At 66.0% G+C, this 22216-nt stretch carries 25 protein-coding genes; 12 read left to right on the top strand and 13 right to left on the bottom strand.

The genetic code is table 11. The features are described 5' to 3' along the window. Positions 1-37 precede the first annotated feature (37 nt). The 5 genes from ACNQS7_RS22110 to ACNQS7_RS22090 all read left to right on the top strand — a co-directional run bounded on the left by ACNQS7_RS22110 (position 38) and on the right by ACNQS7_RS22090 (position 5954). The gene (locus ACNQS7_RS22110; protein WP_418014222.1) at positions 38-1045 is read left to right on the top strand and encodes a chemotaxis protein CheB; all 1008 of its coding nucleotides are present in this window, start codon (positions 38-40) and stop codon (positions 1043-1045) included. Further along, complete coding sequence (locus tag ACNQS7_RS22105; RefSeq protein ID WP_418014221.1) at positions 1038-1796, top strand: STAS domain-containing protein; 759 nt, start codon at positions 1038-1040, stop codon at positions 1794-1796. Before ACNQS7_RS22110 ends, ACNQS7_RS22105 begins: the two co-directional genes overlap by 8 nt. Positions 1797-1847: 51 nt before the next feature. Beyond that, the gene (locus tag ACNQS7_RS22100) at positions 1848-3689 is read left to right on the top strand and encodes a CheR family methyltransferase (protein WP_418014220.1); all 1842 of its coding nucleotides are present in this window, start codon (positions 1848-1850) and stop codon (positions 3687-3689) included. A 117-nt stretch (positions 3690-3806) separates the two neighbouring features. Continuing rightward, positions 3807-4943 (top strand): glycosyltransferase, encoded by a 1137-nt coding sequence (locus ACNQS7_RS22095; RefSeq protein WP_418014219.1) that lies wholly within the window; start codon positions 3807-3809, stop codon positions 4941-4943. Between the two features lie 12 nt (positions 4944-4955). Continuing rightward, positions 4956-5954 carry a helix-turn-helix transcriptional regulator gene (locus ACNQS7_RS22090; protein ID WP_418014218.1) on the top strand — a complete coding sequence of 333 codons (999 nt, stop codon included), beginning with the start codon at positions 4956-4958 and terminating at the stop codon, positions 5952-5954. A gap of 5 nt (positions 5955-5959) precedes the next feature. Here the strand turns inward: ACNQS7_RS22090 and ACNQS7_RS22085 are convergent, their stop codons facing one another. From ACNQS7_RS22085 to ACNQS7_RS22065, 5 genes are all read right to left on the bottom strand, one after another. After that, entirely contained in the window at positions 5960-6553 is a 594-nt protein-coding gene (locus tag ACNQS7_RS22085; RefSeq protein WP_418014217.1) for a PAS and ANTAR domain-containing protein, read from the bottom strand. A gap of 141 nt (positions 6554-6694) precedes the next feature. After that, the gene (locus tag ACNQS7_RS22080; protein WP_418014216.1) at positions 6695-7753 is read right to left on the bottom strand and encodes a DNA topoisomerase IB; all 1059 of its coding nucleotides are present in this window, start codon (positions 7751-7753) and stop codon (positions 6695-6697) included. A gap of 64 nt (positions 7754-7817) precedes the next feature. Beyond that, positions 7818-8324, bottom strand: coding sequence for a DUF6328 family protein (locus tag ACNQS7_RS22075; RefSeq protein ID WP_418014215.1), 507 nt, complete (start codon positions 8322-8324; stop codon positions 7818-7820). A gap of 78 nt (positions 8325-8402) precedes the next feature. Beyond that, entirely contained in the window at positions 8403-8801 is a 399-nt protein-coding gene (locus ACNQS7_RS22070) for a heme-binding protein (RefSeq protein ID WP_418014214.1), read from the bottom strand. Positions 8802-9054: 253 nt separating this feature from the next. Next, positions 9055-9423 (bottom strand): STAS domain-containing protein, encoded by a 369-nt coding sequence (locus ACNQS7_RS22065; RefSeq protein WP_055578654.1) that lies wholly within the window; start codon positions 9421-9423, stop codon positions 9055-9057. Between the two features lie 163 nt (positions 9424-9586). On the opposite strand from ACNQS7_RS22065, the gene ACNQS7_RS22060 reads away from it, so the two are divergent. Genes ACNQS7_RS22060 through ACNQS7_RS22035 form a run of 6 tightly spaced genes read left to right on the top strand, consistent with a single transcriptional unit; the run spans position 9587 to position 15151 of the window. Next, a complete protein-coding gene (locus ACNQS7_RS22060) occupies positions 9587-10465 on the top strand; it encodes an STAS domain-containing protein (protein ID WP_418014213.1) in 879 nt (292 codons plus the stop codon). Between the two features lie 15 nt (positions 10466-10480). Continuing rightward, positions 10481-10870 carry an STAS domain-containing protein gene (locus ACNQS7_RS22055; RefSeq protein WP_418014212.1) on the top strand — a complete coding sequence of 130 codons (390 nt, stop codon included), beginning with the start codon at positions 10481-10483 and terminating at the stop codon, positions 10868-10870. Then, positions 10860-11270 (top strand): anti-sigma regulatory factor, encoded by a 411-nt coding sequence (locus ACNQS7_RS22050; protein WP_418014211.1) that lies wholly within the window; start codon positions 10860-10862, stop codon positions 11268-11270. Before ACNQS7_RS22055 ends, ACNQS7_RS22050 begins: the two co-directional genes overlap by 11 nt. Positions 11271-11301: 31 nt before the next feature. Continuing rightward, positions 11302-11901 (top strand): SpoIIE family protein phosphatase, encoded by a 600-nt coding sequence (locus tag ACNQS7_RS22045; protein WP_418016094.1) that lies wholly within the window; start codon positions 11302-11304, stop codon positions 11899-11901. Further along, positions 11898-14117, top strand: coding sequence for a SpoIIE family protein phosphatase (locus ACNQS7_RS22040; protein WP_418014210.1), 2220 nt, complete (start codon positions 11898-11900; stop codon positions 14115-14117). The genes ACNQS7_RS22045 and ACNQS7_RS22040 overlap by 4 nt, the downstream gene beginning before the upstream one ends. 17 nt (positions 14118-14134) lie before the next feature. Beyond that, on the top strand, positions 14135-15151 hold the full coding sequence (locus tag ACNQS7_RS22035; protein WP_418014209.1) for an iron-containing redox enzyme family protein: 1017 nt from the start codon (positions 14135-14137) through the stop codon (positions 15149-15151). A gap of 38 nt (positions 15152-15189) precedes the next feature. On the opposite strand, the gene ACNQS7_RS22030 is transcribed toward ACNQS7_RS22035, so the two are convergent. From ACNQS7_RS22030 to ACNQS7_RS22000, 7 genes are all read right to left on the bottom strand, one after another. Beyond that, a complete protein-coding gene (locus ACNQS7_RS22030) occupies positions 15190-15405 on the bottom strand; it encodes a CDGSH iron-sulfur domain-containing protein (protein WP_418014208.1) in 216 nt (71 codons plus the stop codon). Then, a complete protein-coding gene (locus ACNQS7_RS22025; protein WP_418014207.1) occupies positions 15402-16094 on the bottom strand; it encodes a HemK2/MTQ2 family protein methyltransferase in 693 nt (230 codons plus the stop codon). The genes ACNQS7_RS22030 and ACNQS7_RS22025 overlap by 4 nt, the downstream gene beginning before the upstream one ends. A gap of 105 nt (positions 16095-16199) precedes the next feature. Then, a complete protein-coding gene (locus tag ACNQS7_RS22020) occupies positions 16200-16757 on the bottom strand; it encodes a type 1 glutamine amidotransferase domain-containing protein (RefSeq protein WP_418014206.1) in 558 nt (185 codons plus the stop codon). Positions 16758-16770: 13 nt separating this feature from the next. Continuing rightward, the gene (locus ACNQS7_RS22015; RefSeq protein ID WP_418014205.1) at positions 16771-17940 is read right to left on the bottom strand and encodes a zinc-dependent alcohol dehydrogenase; all 1170 of its coding nucleotides are present in this window, start codon (positions 17938-17940) and stop codon (positions 16771-16773) included. Further along, a complete protein-coding gene (locus ACNQS7_RS22010; protein WP_418014204.1) occupies positions 17937-18872 on the bottom strand; it encodes an SRPBCC family protein in 936 nt (311 codons plus the stop codon). Before ACNQS7_RS22010 ends, ACNQS7_RS22015 begins: the two co-directional genes overlap by 4 nt. Before the next feature lie 103 nt (positions 18873-18975). After that, entirely contained in the window at positions 18976-19962 is a 987-nt protein-coding gene (locus ACNQS7_RS22005) for an LLM class F420-dependent oxidoreductase (protein WP_418014203.1), read from the bottom strand. 46 nt (positions 19963-20008) lie between these two features. Beyond that, a complete protein-coding gene (locus ACNQS7_RS22000) occupies positions 20009-21457 on the bottom strand; it encodes an HNH endonuclease signature motif containing protein (protein WP_418016093.1) in 1449 nt (482 codons plus the stop codon). Positions 21458-21775: 318 nt separating this feature from the next. On the opposite strand from ACNQS7_RS22000, the gene ACNQS7_RS21995 reads away from it, so the two are divergent. Next, the gene (locus ACNQS7_RS21995) at positions 21776-21919 is read left to right on the top strand and encodes a hypothetical protein (protein WP_418014202.1); all 144 of its coding nucleotides are present in this window, start codon (positions 21776-21778) and stop codon (positions 21917-21919) included. On the opposite strand, the gene ACNQS7_RS21990 is transcribed toward ACNQS7_RS21995, so the two are convergent. After that, positions 21916-22182 (bottom strand): hypothetical protein, encoded by a 267-nt coding sequence (locus ACNQS7_RS21990; protein ID WP_418014201.1) that lies wholly within the window; start codon positions 22180-22182, stop codon positions 21916-21918. The genes ACNQS7_RS21995 and ACNQS7_RS21990 overlap by 4 nt on opposite strands. Positions 22183-22216 lie beyond the last annotated feature (34 nt).

Below are 22216 nucleotides of genomic sequence, written 5' to 3'. Positions count from 1 at the left end.
CTGTTGGCCCCGGGCGGGTACGACAAATGCAATGCACGTGACCAATATTGATGGCGACCTGGCCGGCGTGGTCGCGATCGGCGCTTCCGCAGGAGGCGTCGAAGCGCTGACCCGGTTGGTGGGCGGGCTGTCGGCGGATTTGCCGTACGCATTTCTTGTCGCGTTGCACATGCCTCCCGCGGCCCCAAGCGTCCTGGCCCGCATCCTCAACCGCAGCGGGCCGTTGGCCGCCGTCACCGCCGAGCAAGGTTGCGAACTCAAACCGGCCCATTTGTACGTAGCGGTCCCGGACCATCATTTGCTGGTCGCCGGACATCGGATACTGCTGTCGCAGGGGCCGACCGAGAACGGACACCGACCGGCGATCAATGCATTGTTCCGTTCCGTAGCAGTCGGTTTCGGCGCTCGCGCCATAGGAGTACTGCTCTCGGGGGTGCTGGATGACGGCGTGCGGGGTCTGGAAGCGATCCGCGCCCGCGGCGGCACCACGATTGGCCAGGAACCGGACGATGCGCTGTTTCCCGCCCTGCCGAGCGCAGCGGCCGACGCCGGGGTCCTCGATCAGCAGGTCGCGGCGGCAGACATCGGAAACGTGCTCCGCGAATTGGCCCTGCGCGAGGTCGACGACACCGACCCCGACCCGGACGCAGCGCTTGAGCTGGAAAACCGGATCGCCATGGCGTCCCGCTTCGGCACCGAATTCACAGCCGAGAATCTCGGCCCCGCCTCGGGTTACACGTGCCCCGACTGCAACGGGTCCCTCGTCACCGTCAGTGAAGGAAGCTTCCGTTGCCGGGTGGGACATGCCTGGTCACAGGAGTCTCTGCTCGCAGCGCGCGGCGACGAAGTGGAGACCGCGCTGTGGGTGGCGTTGCGCAGTTTGCGGGAGAAGGCCGACCTGGCCAGAACGCTGGCTGAGCGGGCAGGCCGTGGCCCGATGCGTCGGCGCTATACCCAGATCGCCGATGAGACGGATCGGGCGCTCGCGGTGCTCAGCGAGCGACTGACAGACGTGCATATCCCTCAAGGAGCCGTCGATGACTAACGTCAGTCGCTCGGTCATGGTTGCCATGGACCGCCGTGGCGACTCGGCCGTCCTGCGCGCCGATGGTGTGCTGGACAGCTCCACTTACCAGGGTCTGCGTGACAGTGTGATCAAGGCGGCACTCGACGAACCCAAAGCGGTCATCGTCGACGTCAACGGACTGGCTGTGCCCTCGCCCTCGGCGTGGTCGGTCTTCACCAGCGCCCGCTGGCATGTGAACATCTGGCCCGACGTGCCGATCATGCTGGTGTCCAGCAATATTCGTGACCGTCGAGCCATCGCCAGCTGCGGCGTGGCCCGCTACGTGCCAGTGCATCCGACCTGCGACGCCGCCCTCGTGGCCGCCGACGACTTCAGCTGGCACAGTCGCCGCCGGGGACGTGCCGAACTTCCCCGCGGCCGGGCCGCTATGCGCCTGGCGCGCAGCATGATTGACGGGTGGCTCACCGCCTGGTCATGCGACCGGCTGATACCGGTGGCCGGCACCGTCGCGACGGTCTTCATCGAGAACGTGCTCGAGCATACCGACAGCGCGCCGGTCCTGATCGTGGAAAGTTGCGACGACACCGTGACGGTCGCCGTAGAAGATTGCAGTCACCGACCGGCGATCAGGCACGAAGACACGGGCTGTGGCGCCGACCTCGTTTCCGGGCTGGCGATCGTATCGGTTTTGTCTCGCGCCTGGGGCAGCACGCCGACGTCATCCGGCAAAACCGTGTGGGCCCTGGTGGGATCCGAAAATCGGCTCTGACCCCGCGAGTAGTGTTCGAGTTCTTCGGCAACGCGAGGCGGACGGCACCCCATGAGCGGCACGACTGACGAATCCTTCGAAACTCTGCTGCGGTACGTGCGCGATTCCCGCGGCTTCGACTTCACCGGCTACAAGCGGGCGTCGCTGATGCGCCGGGTCCGCCACCGGATGGAACAGGCCGGCTGCGCCACTTTCGAAGAGTATCTCGACCTCCTGCAGGCCAGCTCGGACGAGTTCGCCTCGCTGTTCAACACCATCCTGATCAATGTAACCGCCTTCTTCCGCGATCCACCGGCCTGGGACTTCATCGCCCACGACGTCATACCGCGACTGTTGGCCGAGCGCGGTCCCGGCGACCCCATTCGCGTGTGGAGTGCGGGGTGCGCCTCCGGCCAGGAGGCGTACACGCTGACCATGCTGCTGGCCGAGGCGATGGGTGCCGATGCCTTCCGGCAACGCGTCAAGATCTACGCCACCGATGTCGACGAGGAGGCACTGCGTGAGGCGCGGGCGGCGTCCTACGACGCCAGGGCCGTCGAGTCGGTGCCACCGGAGTTGCTGCAGCGCTACTTCGAACATGTCAACGGCCGCTACCTGTTTCACAAGGAGCTGCGCCGGGCCGTCATTTTCGGCCGCAACGACCTCGTGAAGGATGCACCCATCTCCCGCGTGGACCTACTGGTGTGCCGCAACACGCTGATGTACCTGAACGCCGAGACCCAGCGAAATGTGTTGAGCCGGTTGCACTTCGCTCTCGCACCACACGGAATCCTGTTTCTCGGGCATGCCGAGATGCTACTCAGCCACAGCGACAAGTTCACCCCGCTGAATCTGGAGAACCGGATCTTCCTGAAGGCCGCCGAACCGCGCGGCGGCCTTGACCGATATGACCCGACTGTCGCGTTCTACGAACGTCACGGAGATGTTTCGGGCTTAACCAACCTGCGCGAGTTGGCGTTTCGCGCCAGCCCAGTGGCTCAGATCGTGGTGACCGGCGAGGACACCGTTGCGATGATCAATCAGCAGGCCGAGACCGTTTTGGGCCTGTCGGCGCGCGACATCGGCCGGTTGCTCCGCGACCTCGAGGTCTCCTACCGCCCGGTCGAGTTACGCTCCTATCTGGAGCAGGCCAAGGTCGAGCGGCGCCCCGCACGCATTCCGGACGTGAAATGGCAACGCCCAGGCGACGACACGGTGTGGATGGAAATCCACTTCAACCCCCTGGTGGACGCCGACAACGGGCTGCTCGGCGTTTCGATCGCCTTCTTCGACGTCACCGCCACGCGGACGCTCCTCGACAAGGTCGTGCAGACCAATCGACAGCTCGAGGCGGCCTACGAGGAACTGCAATCCACCAACGAGGAACTCGAGACCACCAACGAGGAACTGCAGTCGACGGTCGAGGAACTCGAGACCACAAATGAGGAACTGCAGTCCACCAACGAAGAACTCGAGACGATGAACGAGGAGTTGCAGTCCACCAACGACGAGCTGCACACCATCAACGACACGTTGCGTGAACGCAGCGGGCAGTTGGACGACGCGAAGAATTTTCTGGACGCGTTGATCACTTCGGTGCGGATCGGACTGGTAGTGGTGGACCGCGAGATGCGGGTGGTGGTGTGGAACCGCGGCTGTGAGGACCTCTGGGGCCTTCGAGCCGACGAAACAATCGGCAAGAAGCTGACGGCTCTGGATTTCGGGCTTCCGGTGGAAGACGTGCGGCCGCTGATCGGTAACGCGTTCGTCGATCCGGACAGTTCTGGCGAGGCCGTGGTCGACGCCGTCAACAGGCGGGGCCGCCCTACTCGGGTGCGGGTGAGGTGTACGTCGTTTCCCGACCCGGACGGGGGTGTCGGCGGTTCGCTGCTGTTGATGGAGGTCCTGGGCTGATTTCTGCCCGATTCCCGCCTCATTCGGCCATGTCCGGCACCCGCAGGCCCTGTCCAGTTCGCGAATCGCTTGCTCCAAGCCGTTTGCCCGGCACCGGGCTCGGCAACCCAACAACACGTGAGGATCGCCATTGTCTGGGGCGACGACGTCTGCGCTGGTAATCAGGATCTCGTCGGTAATGAGCTAGAAGATGATTTCGGAAGGTTGCGCGCGGCGCTGACCGCCCATGGTCACACCGTAACGGCCCACCCCCGTGCCGGCGTCGGCCCGGCTGCGCCGGTAGCGCCGGCCAAGGTGCTGCCGTTTGTCGGCGATTGGGCGGCAGACCTGTCCCACGAGTGGTCCGCCGACCCGCCCGACATCGTGCACGGCTTCGGATGGCTGGGGGGACTGGCCGCGCAGTTGGCCGGCCGCCGTAATCATCTGACTACCGTGCAAAGCTTTTACGGCCTGGCCGCCACGGTTTCCGGCCCGCACAACGGACAGTCCGCCGATTCCGAACGCGCCCGCCTCGAACCGTTGCTGATCCGCGGCGCTGCCTGGGTGACCGGCGGCAGCAGCGAGGAACTGGATGTACTGACGCGGCTGCGTCGCAATCGGGCCCGCACCTCCCTGCTGTCTACCGGGATCGACGTCGAGCGCTTCGCCTGCACCGATCCGACCTGGGTGGAAAACGATAGCTTCAGGATCGTGCAGGTCGCCCCGAATCTGCAGCCCTGCAATGGATTCGACAGGACCATTCGGGTTCTGCCGCACGTACCGGACAGCGAACTGGTGATCGTGGAGACATCCACCAACGACGCCCGCAATAAGCGCGAACGGGCAAAACTCAAGCGCATGGCCACTCAACTCGGCGTGAGCAATCGCGTCCACTTCGCGGGTTGCTCTGCACCCCAAGATGTTCCGCCACTGCTCTGGTCCGCCGATGTGGTCGCGTGCACGCCGCGGGTGGCGCCACTGGCCACGTCGGCGTTGCAGGCCATGGCCAGCGGCCGGGTCGTCGTCGGGACGGCGGTGGGGGCCCTGATGGACACCGTGATCGGGAATGTCACCGGCCTGCTGGTGTCTCCGACAAAGCCGCACGAACTGGCCGGTGCGTTGAAAGTCATGCAGCAACAGCGCTTTCAGCGTCAGAGCATGGGCTCGGCCGGCCGCTCCCGGGCGATGTCGCGATTCACCTGGGACCGAATCGCCCAAGACGCGCTGAGCATCTACCAACAGGCAAGCCACGTGAAGATCAGCGCCATAGCCTAGGGAAACGAACATATGACAACCGCGCCTTACCTACCGGACACCGCCGACCGATCGCAGGAGGGTCGCCCGCCGGAGGCGGTCCGGTACGCGAAGTTCCACACCTCGGACTCCGAGGCGGCGAAACGCTTTTTCGCCGAGGCCTACCAACCGGGCTGGCGGACCAGCAGCCTGCCCGGTGGCTCGTCGGTCACCCATCAGCGCTTCGAGTCCGAACCCGTCACCATCGACGAGGTGCTGGTCGAGGGCCGCGTGGGCTGCGAAATCCGCGCCACCGACGCTGTGGTGGTGATTCACCCGCGCGCGGGCTCGCTGACACTGGCCGGCGACCCCGGCACCAGGATGGATAGCCCGGTGATCGCCGCCGAGGGTCTACCATGCGCCATTCAGGCGAACACGGCCCGCTTTCACATCGTACGGATGGATCTGCGGCACCTGACCCAGGTCGCGGCGGAGAAGACGGGACCGCTGCCCCAGAAAATCCGCTTCGCCAGCTGCCGCCCCCGCTCGATGGCGGTCGCCCGCACGTGGACCCAGGCGCTGGACTACGTCATCGCCAGCCTGTCCTACGCCGAAACCGCCCAGCAGCCACTGGTCGTCAACGCGGCAGGCAACCTGCTCGGCGCCGCTTTGCTGGAGTGTTTCCCATCCAACATGAGCGACGGCCAGGACCTGCTGCGGAACCCTGCGGTGCCACCGACGTTGAAGGGCGCGATTTCGTTCATTCACCGCCATGCCGGGGACGGCATCGGGGTCAATGACGTCGCAGACGCACTGCGCATGACGTCCCGCGCGGTTCAGTACCTGTTCCGGCAGCATCTGGACACCACGCCCACCGAGTATCTGCGCCGCGTGCGCCTGCACCGCGCCCATCAGGAGCTGATCGACAGCGACCGGTCCACCACCACCGTCAGCGAGGTAGCCCACCGGTGGAGCTTCGCCCACACCGGCCGGTTCGCCGCGCTGTATCGCAAGACCTACGGCCAGAGCCCGCACGCCACGCTTCAGCAGTAACGGCGCTACAAACCTTCGCGGGTACGCAGTAGCCGGTCGACCCGGTCGGCCGCGTTGTCGTTCAGTACGTCCTGAGACGTGATCTCGTCAACGACCCGCTCGGCAATGTCGCGCAGCTTGACGTTCGACTCCTGCGAAAGCTTCACCAGCAGGTCGAACGCCGACTCGGCGTTGACCCCGTACCGCAGCATCAGGATTCCCATCGCCTGGTTGATCACCGCGCGTCGCGAATCGACCGCCAGCAGCGCCTCACTGAGGTGCTTCTGCAGGTCAGCGTCGAACTGATCGGTGACGTCGATGTAGAAACCGCCGATGCCGAGCAGTCGGCCGTCCGGCCCCCCGAACCGGTCGCCCACCACTACCACCAGATGGGTTTCGCCCCGGGTGTCGACGATGCGATGCCTGCTGCTGAACGCGGCGCCGTGCCGGCGCACCTGCTCGATCAACTCTGGAACTGTCGGTTTGTCGTCGGGATGCTTGTGTTTGAGCAACAACTGCGTCGTCGGCTGCACGCTGCCCGGCTCATAGCCGTGCATCCGTGCCACCTCTTCCGACCACTCCCAACGGTCTTCTCGGGCCAGGTAGCGAAATCTCCCCACCAGTGGCCACCGGCGACCCCTCTTTCGCCGCGTATCTGCGCACACCAGGGTCATGATATTCCGAACCGGGCGCCACGTCTGAACTTCGGTGTCTGCCCGATTCGCTTTCCGGACAAAATCCAGAATGCGAATGTTGTTGCGCTAGGCCGTCTTGGCCAAGGCTAGTGGACGAGTTCTGTTGTTGCCCTTTGCTATTCGCCGGATCATCTCCCGGGTGGCCTTTTCCAGCACGCCTTGCGCGACGTCCGGGCGATCAGCCCGCGCGGCGCGCCGCACGGCAGAGGTGATGGTGATGCCCTCCCGGTAGCCGCTGACCACCCGAGGGTCCACGTAGGAACTGCGAGCCACTGCGGGTGTGTTGCCCAGTTCCTCGGAGACCTCCCGCATGACCGCTGCCTCGACCCGCTTGGCGACCCGCTGGGATACCGCCGGGTCCGCGTCCGCGAAGGCTGTGGCGGCCAGCACGGTGCCATGCCAGGTCCGGAGGTCTTTCACGCTGTAGTCGGAACCAACGAGCTCTTTGAACCGGGCATTGAGGTCGTCGCTGTGCACGTCAACCCACTCGGAGCCGTTGCGCCACATCAAAAATCGGCCGTTGCTGCAATCGGTCCTGCGTAACAGCGCGCGCACCGCACGCACCAACTCGGCGTTCTCGATCTCATACTGGCGCTGCACCCCGCTCTTGGCGGGGTAGTCGAAGGCCACCGAGTCGCGGCGCAGCGTGACATGCTCACAGAGCAGGGTGGCCAGGCCGTACGATTCGTTCTCCTCCGCGTACTGCTCGCCGCCGGCGCGGAAGTAGCCCAGGTCAAGCAGGTGCAGGCCCAGGGCAAGCACCCGGTCGCGGGTCAGTCCGCGCCCGGCCAGGTCGCGGGCGATGCGCTCGCGCCAGGCCGGCAACTCCCTGGACAGCTCGAGCACCCGATCGAACTTCTCCTCCGCCCGTTCCTGCTGCCACCGCTGGTGGTAGAGGTACTGGCGCCGCCCCGCCGCGTCCGTGCCGACGGCCTGGATGTGTCCGTTGGGGTATGGCGCGATCCACACCTTCTTCCACGCCGGCGGAATGACCAGGTCCTTGATGCGCTGCAACGCGTCGGCATCGGTCAACCGCTCCCCGTCGGGGCCGTAATAGGCGAACCCCTTGCCACGGCGTTTACGCGTCAGCCCGGGCTTGGCTAATTCACTGCGGCGCAGCCGCATCGGCATCCTCCGCTGTCCCCGACGTCACGTCGGCTGAACGGTGGATAACCCGCACGGCCGGGGCTCACACCTGCCGGCCGCGAGTTCGTAGCAGCAACGGCACGAACCACCACGAGATCGCGAACAGCGCGAGCGCACACGCACCGGCGATGAGCCCGGCGGCGGTGCCGGCCACCGAGTCGAAGATCAGCACCGTCACACCGGTCAGGGCGAGGCCAAGCAGCAAGAGCCCGCCGTAGGCGCAACGGTGTGCCGCCGACACCAGGATCGAGATGCGATGCCGGCGGAACAGTAGGCGGTGCAAGCCCACCGGTGCGATCAGAAGCACCGTCGCGGCCACCGAGCACCCGACCGTAGCCAGATACACCATGCGCATGTCCCTGCCCAGCACCTCGAAGCGGGCCTGGAAGGGCAAGGTGAGGAGAAAGCCGGTGAGCAGCTGCACGCCGGTCTGTACCACGCGTAGTTCCTGCAGCAGGCTTGCCCAGTTGCGGTCGAGCCGCTCGAGTTCCGTTTCTCCCCGCTCGCGGTGATCCCACTGCTGGTCCCGTTCCGGATGATCGACATCCATGGCGTGATCATTGCACCAGGCAGATACGGAACGACCCGCCACTCCGTTGTGGCGGGTCGTCGCGTCTTGACCGGACAATCAGCCGGCCATGAATTCCTGGTAGGCCGATTCGAGGTTCGGCGGCAGGGCCGACACGTTGCACTGACGTTCGGTGTCGCCGATCGGCGCCAGGATGCCCCGCAGGTCGTAGTACTCGTTGGGGTGCGAGGTGAAGTAGCCGCGAAGGTTGGCGGCCGCTTCCCCGCGCGGCTGCCCGTACGCCGCGGTGACCACCTCGTTGGCTCCCGGGTGGCCGGCGAGGTACTGCTCTGCCGCGCCCCGCGCCGACATGACGGTGGAGTTGACGCCTTGAGGGCTGCAGTCGGGTGCCGCCGCGGCCGACGGCGCGCCGGCGATACCCATGGCGATTCCCCCGAGCAGACAACCGGCGCTGATACCGGCAATGCGGCGGCGAGCGACGATACTGCTGAATTTCATGATGTTTGTTCCTCCGATGAGTGAACCGATCGTTGGGGTCCCGATCCCCTGAAATCCAAGGTAGCGAAATCGAAAACGGTTCAGCCGATGCTCTTTCCGGCCATCAAACGAATGCGGCAGGCGAATGCCGAAAATAATGTGACGCAAGAAACTCGAGGGACAAATTCAGGCGGGCAAACCCTTAGAGAACGCAGGAGTTTCTTAAGGGATCGTGACCTGGTTTGTGACGCAACCGTTACCCGCGGGAGCCCTATCAGCGGTTGAGCTTGCCTTCCCGCGCACCGGTCAGGGCGTCGTCCAGCGTCGGATACAAGGGGAATGTCTTGTCCAGGCCGGTGAGGTGAATCGGCCTTCTGGTCGCCGGTCCGCGCGCCACCACACCGAACTCCGCCGCATCGCCGAGCTTCTCGTAGGTCGCCGCCAGGATCTTCAACCCCACCGAACCGAGGAATTCCACCGCGGACAGATCGATGATCAGCGCCGAGGGACCGTCCACCACCACGCCGCCGATGGCCTCCTCCAAGGCCGGCGCCGTGACCAGGTCAATTTCGCCACCGATGCTGAGTACGACGATGCCGTCATGGTCTGCGACCGTGGCGGTGATCGAATCAGGAGCTGACAACTGGCGATCCTTCAGTCCGGGCCTCACGAGTGGCGAGTGTGCTGCAAGCCTAACCTGCCGTGCTTACCGCAAGTAGTGGAAGACCTCAAGAAGTCTCTCGTCGTCGTTCAAGCTACTCTCCCCATAGCGGCCACTGGAGGGCTCGGAGGGGTTGGAGGGGCACATGTCAGATTTGCCGTCAGATTCCAGCAGCACCGGTAACAGCGTCTCCTCGGAAGGTTTGCTACCGCAGCTCGTTCAGCACCTCCGGCGAAATCGGACCGCGCTGCGCGAAGAATGGGCTCGCCGCATCACCGAGGCGGAACTGCTGACCGCGATGACCCCGGAGGAGATCTTCTCCGAGGCGACCGCCGTCTACGACAACTACGTGGAGGTGCTCGAGACCGGCAGCGTCGAGGCGCTGCAGGACTACGCGCGCGACCTCTCCGAACGCATCATCCCGCGGGGTGTGGAGACCGATGAGGTGCTGGGCATCGTGCTGCTGCTGCGTGACGTGCTGGCCCGGTCGCTGTTCGAGAAATATCAGGCTGAGTTCGACATGCTCAACCAAGTGCTGGACGCCTATGAGCCGGCGGCCAACCGCATCGCCAACACCGTGGGCGTCAGCTTCGTGCAGGAACGCGAGCGCATCATCCGCCAGCAGCAGGAGGCCATCCGCGAGCTTTCCACGCCGGTGTTGCAGGTCCGCGAACAGCTGCTGATCCTGCCGATCATCGGTGTGCTCGACAGCCAGCGCGCCCGGCAGGTCACCGAGCAGCTGCTGCGCGCCATTCGCGCCAACCGCGCCAAGGTGGTCGTCATCGATATCACCGGTGTGCCCACCATCGACTCCACGGTGGCCAACCACCTGGTGCAGACGGTCGACGCGTCGGGACTGATGGGTGCGAGCGTCATCATCACCGGCCTGTCCTCCGAGATCGCGCTGACCCTGGTGACCATCGGGCTGGACCTGTCGAAGATGAACGCGGTAGGCGACCTGCAGGGCGGCATCGAAGAAGCCGAGCGTCTGCTCGGGTACGAAGTCACCCGCACCGGCGAGTAAGTCGGCGATCAGCCCATGCCCGTACCGATCCTGAAGCAGGGCGCGATCCTGATCGCGACCGTCCAGGCCGCCTTGACCGACTCCGACACCGAGCGGCTGCGCGAAGACCTGATGGAGCGGGTGAGCCGGTTCCGCGCTCAGGGGATCGTCGTCGACGTGACGGCCATCGACGTGATGGACTCGTTCGCGGCCCGGTCGTTGCGCACGATCGCGCACATGACCCGGTTGCGCGGGGCGACCACGGTGATCGTGGGTCTACAGCCGGAAGTGGCGTTCGCCATGGTGCAACTCGGCCTGGCTTTCGACGACATGAGCACCGCGCTGGACCTCGAGGAGGGCATAGCGCTGCTCAACAAGCAGGTGGGGCTGGGCAGATCGATGATCGGGCGCGACGGTGGCGGGTGAGACCGTGGTCGCCATCAACACCTCCGACGACATCGTCGCCGCCCGCAAAGCCGGCCATCAGCTCGCCCTCGATCTGGGGTTCTCCCTGACCGACGTCACGATGATCGCCACCGCGATCTCCGAAATCGCCCGCAACATCACCAGCTATGCCGGCCACGGCGAGGTTCGCGTCGCCGTCGCTGAGCGGGAAGGCCGCAAGGCGCTGGTGGTGCGGGCCGAAGACGAAGGCCCCGGTATCGCCGACATCGACCGCGCGATGGAAGACGGATACACCACCGGGCGCGGCCTGGGCATGGGCCTGCCGGGAGCACGGCGACTGATGGACCGCTTGATCGTCGAGTCCTCGCTGGGGCGCGGAACGGTCATCGAGATGTGGAAATGGGTTCCGGCCCGTGCCTGACCGGTTCCGGTCGGCGGGTCGGTTCGGTCCGATCGAGTGGGCGACAGCCGGTCGCCCCCGTCCAGGCGAGCAACTCTGCGGCGACCAGGCCGTCGCGGTGGACGTCGACGGCGGGGCCGCGTTGTTCGGTGTGCTGGACGGTCTGGGCCACGGACCGGCGGCCGCCGGCGCCGCGCTTGCGGGCGTCGAGGCACTCACGAATGCCAGGGGACAACGGCTGGAAGTTCTGGTCGCGCTCTCCCACCGGGTGCTGACCGGCACCAGGGGTGCCGCGATGTCTCTGGCCCGCATCGATTTTCAGACCAGCCAGCTGAGCTGGACCGGGATCGGCAACGTCCGGGCGAACCTGGTGGCCAAGAGCGTCGGAGGAGTCCAGATCCGGTCCAGCGCCCGGCTGGTCGGCGGCATCGTCGGCTACCGAATCCCGGAAACCCGGCCCGCGCAGGTGGTTTCGATACGCACTGGCGATCTCCTGCTGATCACCAGCGACGGCATCTCTGATGACTACCTCGACCATCTCGACTTCGCGGCATCCGCCGCCGACATCGCCGAACAGGTCTTGGCGAAGCACGCCAAGGAAACCGACGACGCCATGGTGCTGGCCGCGCGTCACCGGGGTATCTCGATATGACGTACCCCGGCGAATTCCACGACCAGTACCGGGCCGCGCTGCGGACCTATCTCGAGACGCCCAACGAGGACAGCCTGGCGGTAGGGCACGAACTCGGGCGCTGGGCACTGCAGGAACAGATCAGCATGCTCGACATCATCGAGAACACGTTCTGGCTGCTCGACGAACTCTCCAAGACCGAACCGGTCGACCGCGGCACCGCACTGGAGTTCGTGCTGCAGACACTGGCGCCCCTGGACGTCGCAACTCGCGGATTCATCGACGGCACAAGGCGATACGCAGAGGAACGGGCTCGCGCCGAAGACCTCGCCGACCGCGACAGGTTCCGCACAGCATTGGTGAACTCGTTGCAGGAGGGATTCTTCGTCGCCGACGAGGACGGCGGGGTCGTCGAGGTCAACAACGCCTTCGCCGACATTCTCGGATACGGCGCCGACGGACTGCCATATCCGTGGCCCCAGCCGTGGCTGGTGGACCGCGAAGGCACCTACGCCGAGCAGCAGCGGGTGCGCGAACTGGGCAGTGCCGAGTACGAGATCCCGGTCCGCCACCAGGACGGACACCTGGCCTGGGTTGCGGTCAGCATCAACGCGGTTCGCGGGCCCGACGGCGGGCCGGACGTCTACGTCGGAACGATCCGTGACGTCACCGCGCGGCGCGCCTTCGCCGCCCGGGAAAGCGCGGTCATGCGCCTGGCCACCTCGGTGAGTGTCGCCAAGAGCGTGGCCGAGGTGCTCGAGATCACCCTCGAGGAGAGCCGCGCCGCGGTCGACGTGCGCCGGGTGGTCGCGGTGATGTGGCCGTCGGGCGAAGGCGAACCGACTGTCGTGGTGGCGGGCGATCCGCCCGAATCCACCTGGCGTGCAATGAATCCCGAGCTTCGGGAGATTTTCCAGGAAGCCCGCCATCAGCTCCCGCTGACTGCCAAGACGGTGGAGTGGGCGCAGGCTCCCGGCAAGGCCCGGGGGCTGGTCGCCATGCTGTCGGGTGCCGGCGACGTGGCCCTGTGGCTGGAACTCGCTTCACCACGCTGGGTCAGCGCCGAGGACAAGCTGCTGGTGACAATGCTGATCGGCCACCTGAGCCTGGCCATCCAGCACGTCCGGCAGTTCGAGGCCGCACGCGTGACGTCGCTGACGCTGCAGCGGGCGATGTTGCCGCCGATGCAGCCGCCCCCAGGCTTCGCGGTGCGGTACGAGCCGGCGGTCCCGCCCCTCGAGATCGGTGGTGACTGGTACGACGTACTGCCGATCGACGAAACCCGCATCGGGATCGTCGTCGGCGACTGCGTCGGCCGGGGATTGCCGGCCGCCGCGATCATGGGCCAGTTGCGCAGTTCCGCGCGGGCTCTGCTGCTGACCGGGGCCAGACCGGCGGTGCTGCTGGAGCAGCTCGACGCCGCCGCGTCGCTGATTCCGGACGCGTACTGCACGACCGTTTTCCTGGCGATCATCGACACCGAATCCGGCGTGCTCGAATACAGCAACGCCGGTCACATGCCGGCCGTGCTGGTCCGGACGGTGGCCGGGACGCCCACCGCGACGTTGCTGCTGACCGATGCCAGCTCGGTGCCACTTGCCGTGCGGCGCAATGAGACTCGGCCACAGGCGGCCGAGCAGCTGACCCCGGGGTCGATGCTGATGTGGTTCACCGATGGCCTGGTGGAGCGCCGGCACGAGTCAATCGACGACGGGCTCGCGCGGGTCGCCGACGTGCTGACGGACACCGTCGGACTGCCCATCAGTGCCGTCGCCGACGCGGTGCTCGACCAGCTGGCACCGGTGGGAGGTTACGACGACGACGTCGCGATGGTCGTGTACCGGCACCCGCTGGCCCCGCTGCACATCGAGACCAAGGCGACCGCGGAGAACCTGGCGCCTATCCGGCGGGCGCTGACCTCCTGGCTTCGGGATGCCGACGTCTCGGAGTTGCTTTCCGCCGACATCGTCCTGGTGATAAGCGAGGCGTGCACCAACTGCGTCGAGCACGCCTACGAAGGGCACGAGCTCGGCACCATGCGGCTCGAGATGGAGTTGGGTGACGGGGCGATTCACGCGCAAATCACCGACTCCGGATCGTGGAAACCGCCGGCCGTCAACCCCGGTAACGGCGGGCGCGGCCTGCCGCTGATGCGGGTGATGAGCGAGACGATGGACATCGAGAACCGCCCCGACGGCACCACCATCGACATCGTCTTTCGTTTGCCTGACCGCTAGCGGGGTAAAAGATCGTGGTGACTCACACGTCGATCACCGTTGAACCGGCCCTGCCGGCGGCACACGGTCCCCTGTCGACGGCTGTACGCCGCATTCTGACCACTCCGGCCTCGCGTGAACCGTCTGGCCGGATCGGAGCGTCGGTGCGAGACTCCGATCCCTACGGCCTGGACCTGCAGCTCGCGTTGTACATGTGCTACGAACTCCACTACCGCGGCTTTGCGTCGGTGGATCCCGGTTGGGAGTGGAATCCGGCCCTGTTGGGGCTGCGTGCGGAACTGGAGCGCGTCTTCCTGGCCGGCGTACGCCGCGACGTGGGACCCATCGATGGCGGCCACTCAGCGGCCGCGGAGATGGAAGCGCTGACGATCGAACCGCGCGATGGCTCCGGCCCGTCGTGGTACCTGCGGGACAGCGGGACCTGGGAGCAGATGCGTGAGTACTTCGCGCACCGGTCCCTTTATCACCTCAAAGAGGCGGACCCGCACGCATTCGCCATCCCCCGCTTACTCGGGACCGCCAAGGCGGCGTTCGTCGCGATCGAGTACGACGAGTACGGCGCCGGGCGGGGTCCGCACATGCACCAGCAACTGTTCGCCGACCTGCTGGACGCGGCGGGCCTGGATTCGACCTATCTGGCTTATCTCGGCGCGGTGCCGGCCGAGGCGCTGGCGGCGGTGAACCTGATGTCGCTGTTCGGCCTGCACCGGCGGCTGCGTGGCGCCGCGGTGGGGCACTTCGCGTCGACCGAGATCACGTCGCCGCCAGGATCACGGCGGATGGTCGACGCGCTGCGGCGGATGCAGGCGCCGGAGGCGTGCGTGGCTTTCTACCGCGAACACGTGGAAGCGGACGCGGTACACGAGCACATTGTGCGAATCGACGTGGTGGGCGATCTGCTGGCCCGTGAACCTCACCTGGACGCCGACGTGGTGTTCGGGATTCGCGCGCACGCGGCGGTCGAAGACCGGCTGGCCGATGTGCTCATGACGTCCTGGCAGCAGGGAAGGTCGTCGCTGCGGCGGCCGCTGTAGGTGTTATCAGATTTCGGCGGTATCAGCTTTCGGCGTTATCAGCTGTCGGCGTTGAGTAAGCGCTCGACTTTGGGGCCGCGACATCTGCGGTGACTGGTGTCGCACAGCGGGTAGTCCTGGCTGCGCCGACAGGTGCACACGGCCACCATGAAACGATCGGATTCCACCACGTCCCCGCCGGGTGTCTCGATCCGCGCCGGGCCGGAGACCAGCACCGGCCCGTTCGGTATCACCTGTACGCGAGTCGTGCTCACGGTTTGTCTGCCCGGATCACCACGATCTGCTCCCTCCGGCAACCGCGCCCGATGCGACCGGTTTCCTCCAGCCATTGTGCTCGCGCCGTCAAGACCGGACCGAATGGGATCAGCTGTGATGCAACGACATCGGCCCTAAGGCCGGTCTCCCGCAGGGTTTGCAACGTCTGATCGACACCGGCGAGGGCCGAGTGCACCAGCAGTAGGGACCCGCCGTCAGCCAGCAACTTCGACGCCGAACCGCACAACGGGTCCAGCACCAGCCGGCCGTCCGGTCCGGCGTTGTATGCGCGGGACGGACCCGCGATCGACGCGATCGCGCTCGTGTCATCGAGTGGCGGACTCGGGACGTAGGGCGGGTTCGAGACGACGATGTCGTAGGGTCCGTGGTCTAGGGCTTTGACCCAAGAACCCTGCCGCACATCGACATTCACGCCTGCGCCGGCAGCGTTGCCGCGCGAGTAACTGACGGCGGATGGGCAGATGTCATATGCGGTCACACTGGCACAGCCCATTTCTGCCGCCGCGATCGCGACGAATCCCGATCCGGTGCACAGGTCGAGCACCCGTCGCTGGGGGATGAGACCCGTTCGTCGCATCGTGTCGACCAACAGGTAGGAGTCGTATTGAGGCTGGTAAACCCTTTCGGCGACCAGTGTTTCGACTGGCGCGGGGTATGTGGTCGTCACGGCAAGCCTTTCTCGACCCGTCGGAGGATTACGCCGTGGCGATCACGGCTCGGCGTTTTTATGCCCTCAAAATGGGGCGTTGAAACCGATTTCAGGGGTTTGTCGTTAACTGGACGAATCGGCAGACGCCTGAGCGAATTGCTGCAGAATCGTTGAACAAAAGGCGGATAAATCTCTTGGTGAGCGACTGGTGATCAGGTTGCCGTCAACCACCACTTCCTCGTCGACCACATTCGCTCCCGCATTGCGCAGGTCGGTGCGGATGCTCGGGTACGACGTCAGTGTGCGCCCGGTCACCACGCCCGCTTCCACCAGCGTCCATGGGCCATGACATATTGCGGCAACGGGTTTCCCGGACTCGACGAAGTCACGCACGAACGAGACCGCGGACTCGTCCATTCGCAACTTGTCCGGGTTGACGGTGCCACCGGGCAGCACCAGTCCGTCGTATTCCGCCGGGGAAGAATCGGACACGGTGCGGTCGACTTTGATGGTTCCGGCGGGTTCGAGATCGTGATTGCGGGCTTGGATTTCACCATGTTTCAGCGACACGATGTCTATCTGCGCGCCAGCCTGTTGCAGTGCGTCGCGCGGTTGCTCGAGTTCGATTTTCTCTACCCCGTCGGCCGCCAGGATGGCAATTCTTTTGCCGTCCAGAGTCATCGGAATCAGCTCCTTATGGATTCAGGACTACCTTGGTGCAGTTGTCCTGCTTGTGTTTGAAGATCTCGTATCCCTGGGGCGCTTGGTTCAGCGGCATATGGTGGCTGATGATCACCGTCGGGTCGATTTCACCGTTGCGGATCCGCTCCAGCAGTGGACGCATGTAGCGCTGCACGTGGCATTGTCCGGTCTTGATGGTCAACGAGCGGTTCATCACCGCGCCGATCGGGAACTTGTCCATCATTCCGCCGTAGACGCCGACGATCGAAATGGTGCCACCGTTGCGGCAACTCATCGCCGCCTCCCGAAGTGCATGTGGCCGTTCGGTTTCCAGTCTCGCAGCCTGCTTGACCCGGTCGTATACGTCCACGACGGTCGTACCGCTGCGGGCCTCCATGCCCACCGCGTCGATACAGTGATCCGGACCGCGTCCGGCCGTCATTTCCCGGAGTTCTCCGAGCACCGACGTTTCGGCGAAGTTCAGCGGCGTCGCGCCCAGTCGTTCGGCCAACTCCAGCCGGTACGGCACCTCGTCGATGACGATCACCTGTGACGCGCCGAGCAGGTTGGCGCTCACCGCCGCGAACAGTCCGACTGGGCCGGCGCCCCACACGGCCACCACGTCACCAGGGGTGATGTCGCACATTTCGGCACCCATGTAACCCGTCGGCAGGATGTCGGAGAGAAACAGCGCCTGGTCGTCGGTCAGGTCGTCCGCGATCTTCAGCGGGCCGACGTCAGCGAACGGGACCCGCGCGTATTCGGCTTGCCCACCGGCGAATCCGCCCAGCATGTGGGAATAGCCGAAGAGTCCTGCCGGGGAGTGTCCCATCAACTTCTCGGCGATTCCCGCGTTGGGATTGGAATTCTCACACAGCGAATACAGGTCGCGGTCACAAGCCGAGCACGCCCCGCAGGCGATCGGAAACGGCACCACCACCCGGTCACCGACGGCGAGGTTGTCCACTCCCTTGCCGACTTCGACGACCTCACCCATGAATTCGTGTCCGAGGATGTCGCCCTGTTTGACGGTGGGGATGTAGCCGTCGTAGATATGGAGATCAGAGCCGCAGATCGCGGTCGAGGTGACCCGCACGATCGCATCCCGGTCGTTCAGGATCTTGGGATCCGGAACCGATTGCACCTCAACGCTATTACGTCCGGCCCAAATTGTAGCCTTCATCGTTGCACCACCTTGCCCGAGGGTTGGGCCGACTGCTGATGGAGTTGTCGCCGGGCGGCTGTGCCCTCCGGCGATCCGTCGGAACGCAGTATCTGACCTGTCTCCATGATCTGCTTGAAACGCCGTAGGTCGTCGTTGACCTGCTGCTCGGGGGACTCGCCCAGCAGCGTCGCCGCCGCCTTGCCCAGCGCGCCGCCAGGCATCTGGTGGGCGAGCGTGACGCGCACCTCGGTGCCCTTGCCCGAGTGGTCAGGCGTGAACTCGACGCATCCGCTGTTCTCAATTCCGGAGCCGGGCAACGATTGCCAGGCGATCTTCTTGCCGGGCAGGTCTTCGACGATCTGCGCGTCCCACTGCACGGGCTGTCCGATCGGGGAGTTGGCGATCCAGTGTGACTGCCCGTCATCGCCTGTGGTGACGGATTGCAGGTGATACATGAAGTCGGGCAGGTTTTCCAGGTTCCGCCAGAACCCGTAAACGTATTCTGGACTTCGCATTACGGTGACCGCGGCACGCAACGTGCGGTGCCGCTGGCCGCCCGAATGGCGGGCGGAGTCGGCGCGACTGGTCCGCAGCGCGGTATAGAGGTCCGCCCCGCCGATCGCGGTGAGCGCGGCGGCGGTGATGATGCCGCGCCGCCGCCGGCCGGGTCCACGGCGGATGACTCCCGCGCCCAGGAACGCGACGTCGATAACATCACCCGCGACACGTGTCCACACCAGCTTGTCGGGACCGGCCAACAGCGCTGCGCCGTGGCCACATTCGCGCATGCCGAGGGAGCGGATAATGGTGCGGGATCGAGAGGTTTCGTCTACGCCGGCCAGTGCGGCGATCTTTCCGGGTGCCAGAATTTCGGACAGGCCCAAGCCCAAGCTGGCGACTCCCAGCCTTTTCACCAATGCCGCGGTTTTACTCGCTGCGGGATCGTTCATCAGCCAAACTCCTTGTGTCGCCGCATCGTTCCGGCGGTCGTCGGGTGGTGTCCAGGTACCCCCGCATTAGTCGCCCAAACGTGGCCCCATACGTGACGGAGACTCAGCTGGAAGCGCTGCGTAGTGCGTCCAGCAGTGGTTCGGCGGCTTCCTTGAGGAACTGCTCCTGGGATTCGCCGCCGATCTGGATGAGCGCGATATCGGTGAATCCGGCTTCCCAGTAGGACTTTGCGGCCTCGACAATCGCGTCCAGGTTCGGGCCGCAGGGAATGCTGTCTGCGACATCGTCGGGCCGCACGAACTGCGTAGCCCCGGCGAATCCCGCCGGCGTCGGCAGGTCGGCATTGACCGTCCAGCCGCCGGCGAACCAGCGGAACTGGTCGTGCGCGCGGGCGACGGCCGCGTCGCGGTCGGGATCCCAGCACACCGGCAGTTGCCCTACCACCCGGCCGGCGCCGGGCCAGCCGCCACTCTGGCGTGCGGTGCGCCAGGCATCGACCAGGCCCTGGTCGGGTTCCACGGCGATGAGGTGATCGGCCAACTTGCCGAACTTCTCCACGCCCCTGGCGCCGGCCATTGCCACACCAATGCCAGGCGGCACCTCGGGCACGTCCCACAGGCGGGCGGAATCGACCTGGAAGTAGTCGCCGCGCCAGTCCACCAACTCGCCGCCGAACAGCTCGCGGATGATCTTGATGGCTTCGCGCAGCATGTCCTGACGGCGCTCGACCGTCGGCCAGCCCTTGCCGATGACGTGTTCGTTGAGATTCTCACCACTGCCCAGGCCGAGGGTGAACCTGCCATCGGAAAGGATCTGCACGGTGGCCGCCTGCTGCGCCACGATCGCGGGGTGGTAGCGCATCGTGGGGCAGGTCACGTACGAATACAGATCGACCCGTTCGGTGGCGTGCGCGACCGCCCCCAGCACCGCCCAGGCGTTGGGTGCATGGCCTTGTGAAGTCAGCCACGGCGAGAAGTGATCACTGCAGACCTCGAAGTCGAAGCCGCGCTGCTCCGCCGAAACAGCATCGCGCACAAGCTGTTTCGGGCCCGCTTGCTCCGTCATCAAGGTATAACCGAACCGCGCCATGCCTGACGGGTACCCGGAAGGCAGCTGCGCAAACGGCGCGGACCGCCTAGAAGGGTGGGGGTTCGTTGTCGGGTGGGCCGGTGGCGGTGGTGCGGGCTTGGTGGTTGGCGCGGCGTTCAGCGGTCACGCGGGCGGCGCGGGCCTGGGCGCGGGTGCGGCGGCGGGTGGGCATCATCGCGGTGCGCTCGGCGCAGTAATCGGTGGGTGGGGTCTGGGCTTCGGGGGCGGGCATGCCGCCCACCGCGTGACACAGGCTGGGAAACAGCAGCGCAGACCCAGGGGTGGTGACGTGGGTGTCCCCGCCGGGGCTGGTGAGGATCAGGGTGCCGTCGGCGAGTTGTTTCTCGGTCCAGCCCCAGAACGTTTTCATCAGATGATGGGTGCGGCAGTAGCACTTGATGTTGCCGGCGTGGGTGGGCCCGCCCTGGGCCCAGGGGATGGTGTGGTCGAGGTCGCAGTGGGTGGCCGGCACGTCGCAGCCGGGCCAGCGGCACGTCAGATCCCGGGCCCGCACGAAATCAGCCAACGCCGGCGAGGGGTGGTAGTGGGGTTCGGGTGCAGCGTAGCCGGGGTGGATCAACGGCACCTGCTTGGCCGTCAACGCCAACTCGGCCAGCAGGTCGGGGGTGATCAGGTCCTCCCCACCGAGCAGACACGCGGGGCTGTCGCTGCGCCCGGCCAGGGTGGCGGCTTCGGCGATCACATGGATCACCACCGGGCTGGCCGGCTTTTTCCCGGCGGCGGTGCAGTCCGGGCGCGCGCATTCACAGCCCAGCCGGGTGCCACCGGCGGCCAAGGCCCCCAGGGCATCGGCGCGGCGCTGGGCCAGGGTGCGTGGATCGTTGGGGCACACGGTGGCCGCCAGCGCCGAGAGCCGCGCATCGATGGCCTTAGCATCGGTGGCGCGCAGGCGTCCCTCGATCTGCGCCACCCCGTTCAGGGGCGGGCTGATCCACACCTCCCGCTCGGCCCGGGCCTCGGTGCGGCGCCGCAGCGCATCGGCATCAGCGCGGGCCACGATCGCATCGACCTTCTGCGACAACCTCCCCCGGCTTAACGAGGGCCAGCGCGTCACCCGCGCCGCGACCGTGGCATCGACGGCCGCCAGCACGTCACGGTCTTCGATCAGATCGGTGCGGAACACGATCGTCGTGAATGCCTCATAGTCGATGTCGCCGGCGCAGAACACCGCCGCCACCTCCGGTAGCCGCTCCCGCATCGCCCGGGCATAACGCACCTTGGTCTCCGCGCGGCCCTGGCTGATCCGCAGCCCCGCCGCCACCTCCCCGGCGACGGCCTTCATCGTGTCGATCGCCCAATCCTCGGTCTCTCCACCCCGAGCCAGTCGGTAGGCGAACAACGCCCCCACCGCCACCAACTCCGCCGCCGCACCCTGATTAACCACCCGCGCCGCCCCACACACCCGCGCCACCCACCCCAGCGACTGCGCGGTCTTGCCCAACAACCCCTCGCGATGCTCGAACACCTGCCCCATCAGTGCGTCGAACCGTTCCACCCGCTCGGCCGGAGACAACTCACTGAACGGCTTCCCCTCCCAGGAGGGGCGCGGCTCGGCGGCTTTGTCGAACATACGTTCGAGTATACGCGCTTATACTGACGCATACTTTTTGGCGGAGTCGCGACTTGTAGATAACTGCGGCCTCGGCCGGAAGGTTGTGGATATGTCTCGATCGCGCCGTACGAAGGTTCCGGCCGAGGAAAAGACCCGCCTGGTCCTGGCCGCGCTGGCCGGAGAGATGACCTGCGCGGAAACAGCGCGCCGCTGCGGTGTCACCACGGTGAGGATGACCAAATGGAAGCATCAGTTCCTCGCCGCCGGCAGCTGGAAAACGAGCAACTCAAGGTCGCGCTGGCCGAAGCGACCGTGCAGTTACGGATCTGGCAGCGCGGCGCCGCGCTGATCGATCAGGTCCCTTCCACGACCTCGAAGCCCTAAGAGAGGCGGCGGGGCTGCCGGTTTCGAGGTTCTGCGTGCTGGCCGACATCCCCGAACGCACCTACCGGCGGCATCTGGCCCGGCTGCGCGGCGGCGACGTCGCCAACGGCCCGTGGCCAGCACCGGTGGTCGATCGCATCGCCGCGGGGTCGTCCGTTGCCGACGTCGGTCACCCCGGGTGCGGGTCTTGTGTGGTCGATGAGGACTTCGCTGTCCGGATCGGCGACGGTGATCTTGTCGCCGTTGGTCGATGGGCTCCCCACACCTCAAAAGTGACGAAACGTCACCGAAGTCCTG

This window comes from Mycobacterium sp. 23 (assembly GCF_048287075.1).
GTDB lineage: Bacteria > Actinomycetota > Actinomycetes > Mycobacteriales > Mycobacteriaceae > Mycobacterium > Mycobacterium gordonae_B.
This window is presented reverse-complemented; position numbering and strand designations above follow the sequence as displayed.

Excerpts from the sequence above, each read along its gene's own strand:
- ACNQS7_RS22105 (WP_418014221.1), top strand. The coding sequence starts at position 1,038 with ATGACTAACGTCAGTCGCTCGGTCATGGTTGCCATGGACCGCCGTGGC.
- ACNQS7_RS22100 (WP_418014220.1), top strand. The coding sequence starts at position 1,848 with ATGAGCGGCACGACTGACGAATCCTTCGAAACTCTGCTGCGGTACGTG.
- ACNQS7_RS22090 (WP_418014218.1), top strand. The coding sequence starts at position 4,956 with ATGACAACCGCGCCTTACCTACCGGACACCGCCGACCGATCGCAGGAG.
- ACNQS7_RS22080 (WP_418014216.1), bottom strand. The coding sequence starts at position 7,753 with ATGCGGCTGCGCCGCAGTGAATTAGCCAAGCCCGGGCTGACGCGTAAA.
- ACNQS7_RS22075 (WP_418014215.1), bottom strand. The coding sequence starts at position 8,324 with ATGGATGTCGATCATCCGGAACGGGACCAGCAGTGGGATCACCGCGAG.
- ACNQS7_RS22070 (WP_418014214.1), bottom strand. The coding sequence starts at position 8,801 with ATGAAATTCAGCAGTATCGTCGCTCGCCGCCGCATTGCCGGTATCAGC.
- ACNQS7_RS22060 (WP_418014213.1), top strand. The coding sequence starts at position 9,587 with ATGTCAGATTTGCCGTCAGATTCCAGCAGCACCGGTAACAGCGTCTCC.
- ACNQS7_RS22055 (WP_418014212.1), top strand. The coding sequence starts at position 10,481 with ATGCCCGTACCGATCCTGAAGCAGGGCGCGATCCTGATCGCGACCGTC.
- ACNQS7_RS22040 (WP_418014210.1), top strand. The coding sequence starts at position 11,898 with ATGACGTACCCCGGCGAATTCCACGACCAGTACCGGGCCGCGCTGCGG.
- ACNQS7_RS22020 (WP_418014206.1), bottom strand. The coding sequence starts at position 16,757 with ATGACTCTGGACGGCAAAAGAATTGCCATCCTGGCGGCCGACGGGGTA.
- ACNQS7_RS22015 (WP_418014205.1), bottom strand. The coding sequence starts at position 17,940 with ATGAAGGCTACAATTTGGGCCGGACGTAATAGCGTTGAGGTGCAATCG.
- ACNQS7_RS22010 (WP_418014204.1), bottom strand. The coding sequence starts at position 18,872 with ATGAACGATCCCGCAGCGAGTAAAACCGCGGCATTGGTGAAAAGGCTG.
- ACNQS7_RS22005 (WP_418014203.1), bottom strand. The coding sequence starts at position 19,962 with ATGGCGCGGTTCGGTTATACCTTGATGACGGAGCAAGCGGGCCCGAAA.
- ACNQS7_RS22000 (WP_418016093.1), bottom strand. The coding sequence starts at position 21,457 with ATGGGGCAGGTGTTCGAGCATCGCGAGGGGTTGTTGGGCAAGACCGCG.
- ACNQS7_RS21995 (WP_418014202.1), top strand. The coding sequence starts at position 21,776 with ATGGAAGCATCAGTTCCTCGCCGCCGGCAGCTGGAAAACGAGCAACTC.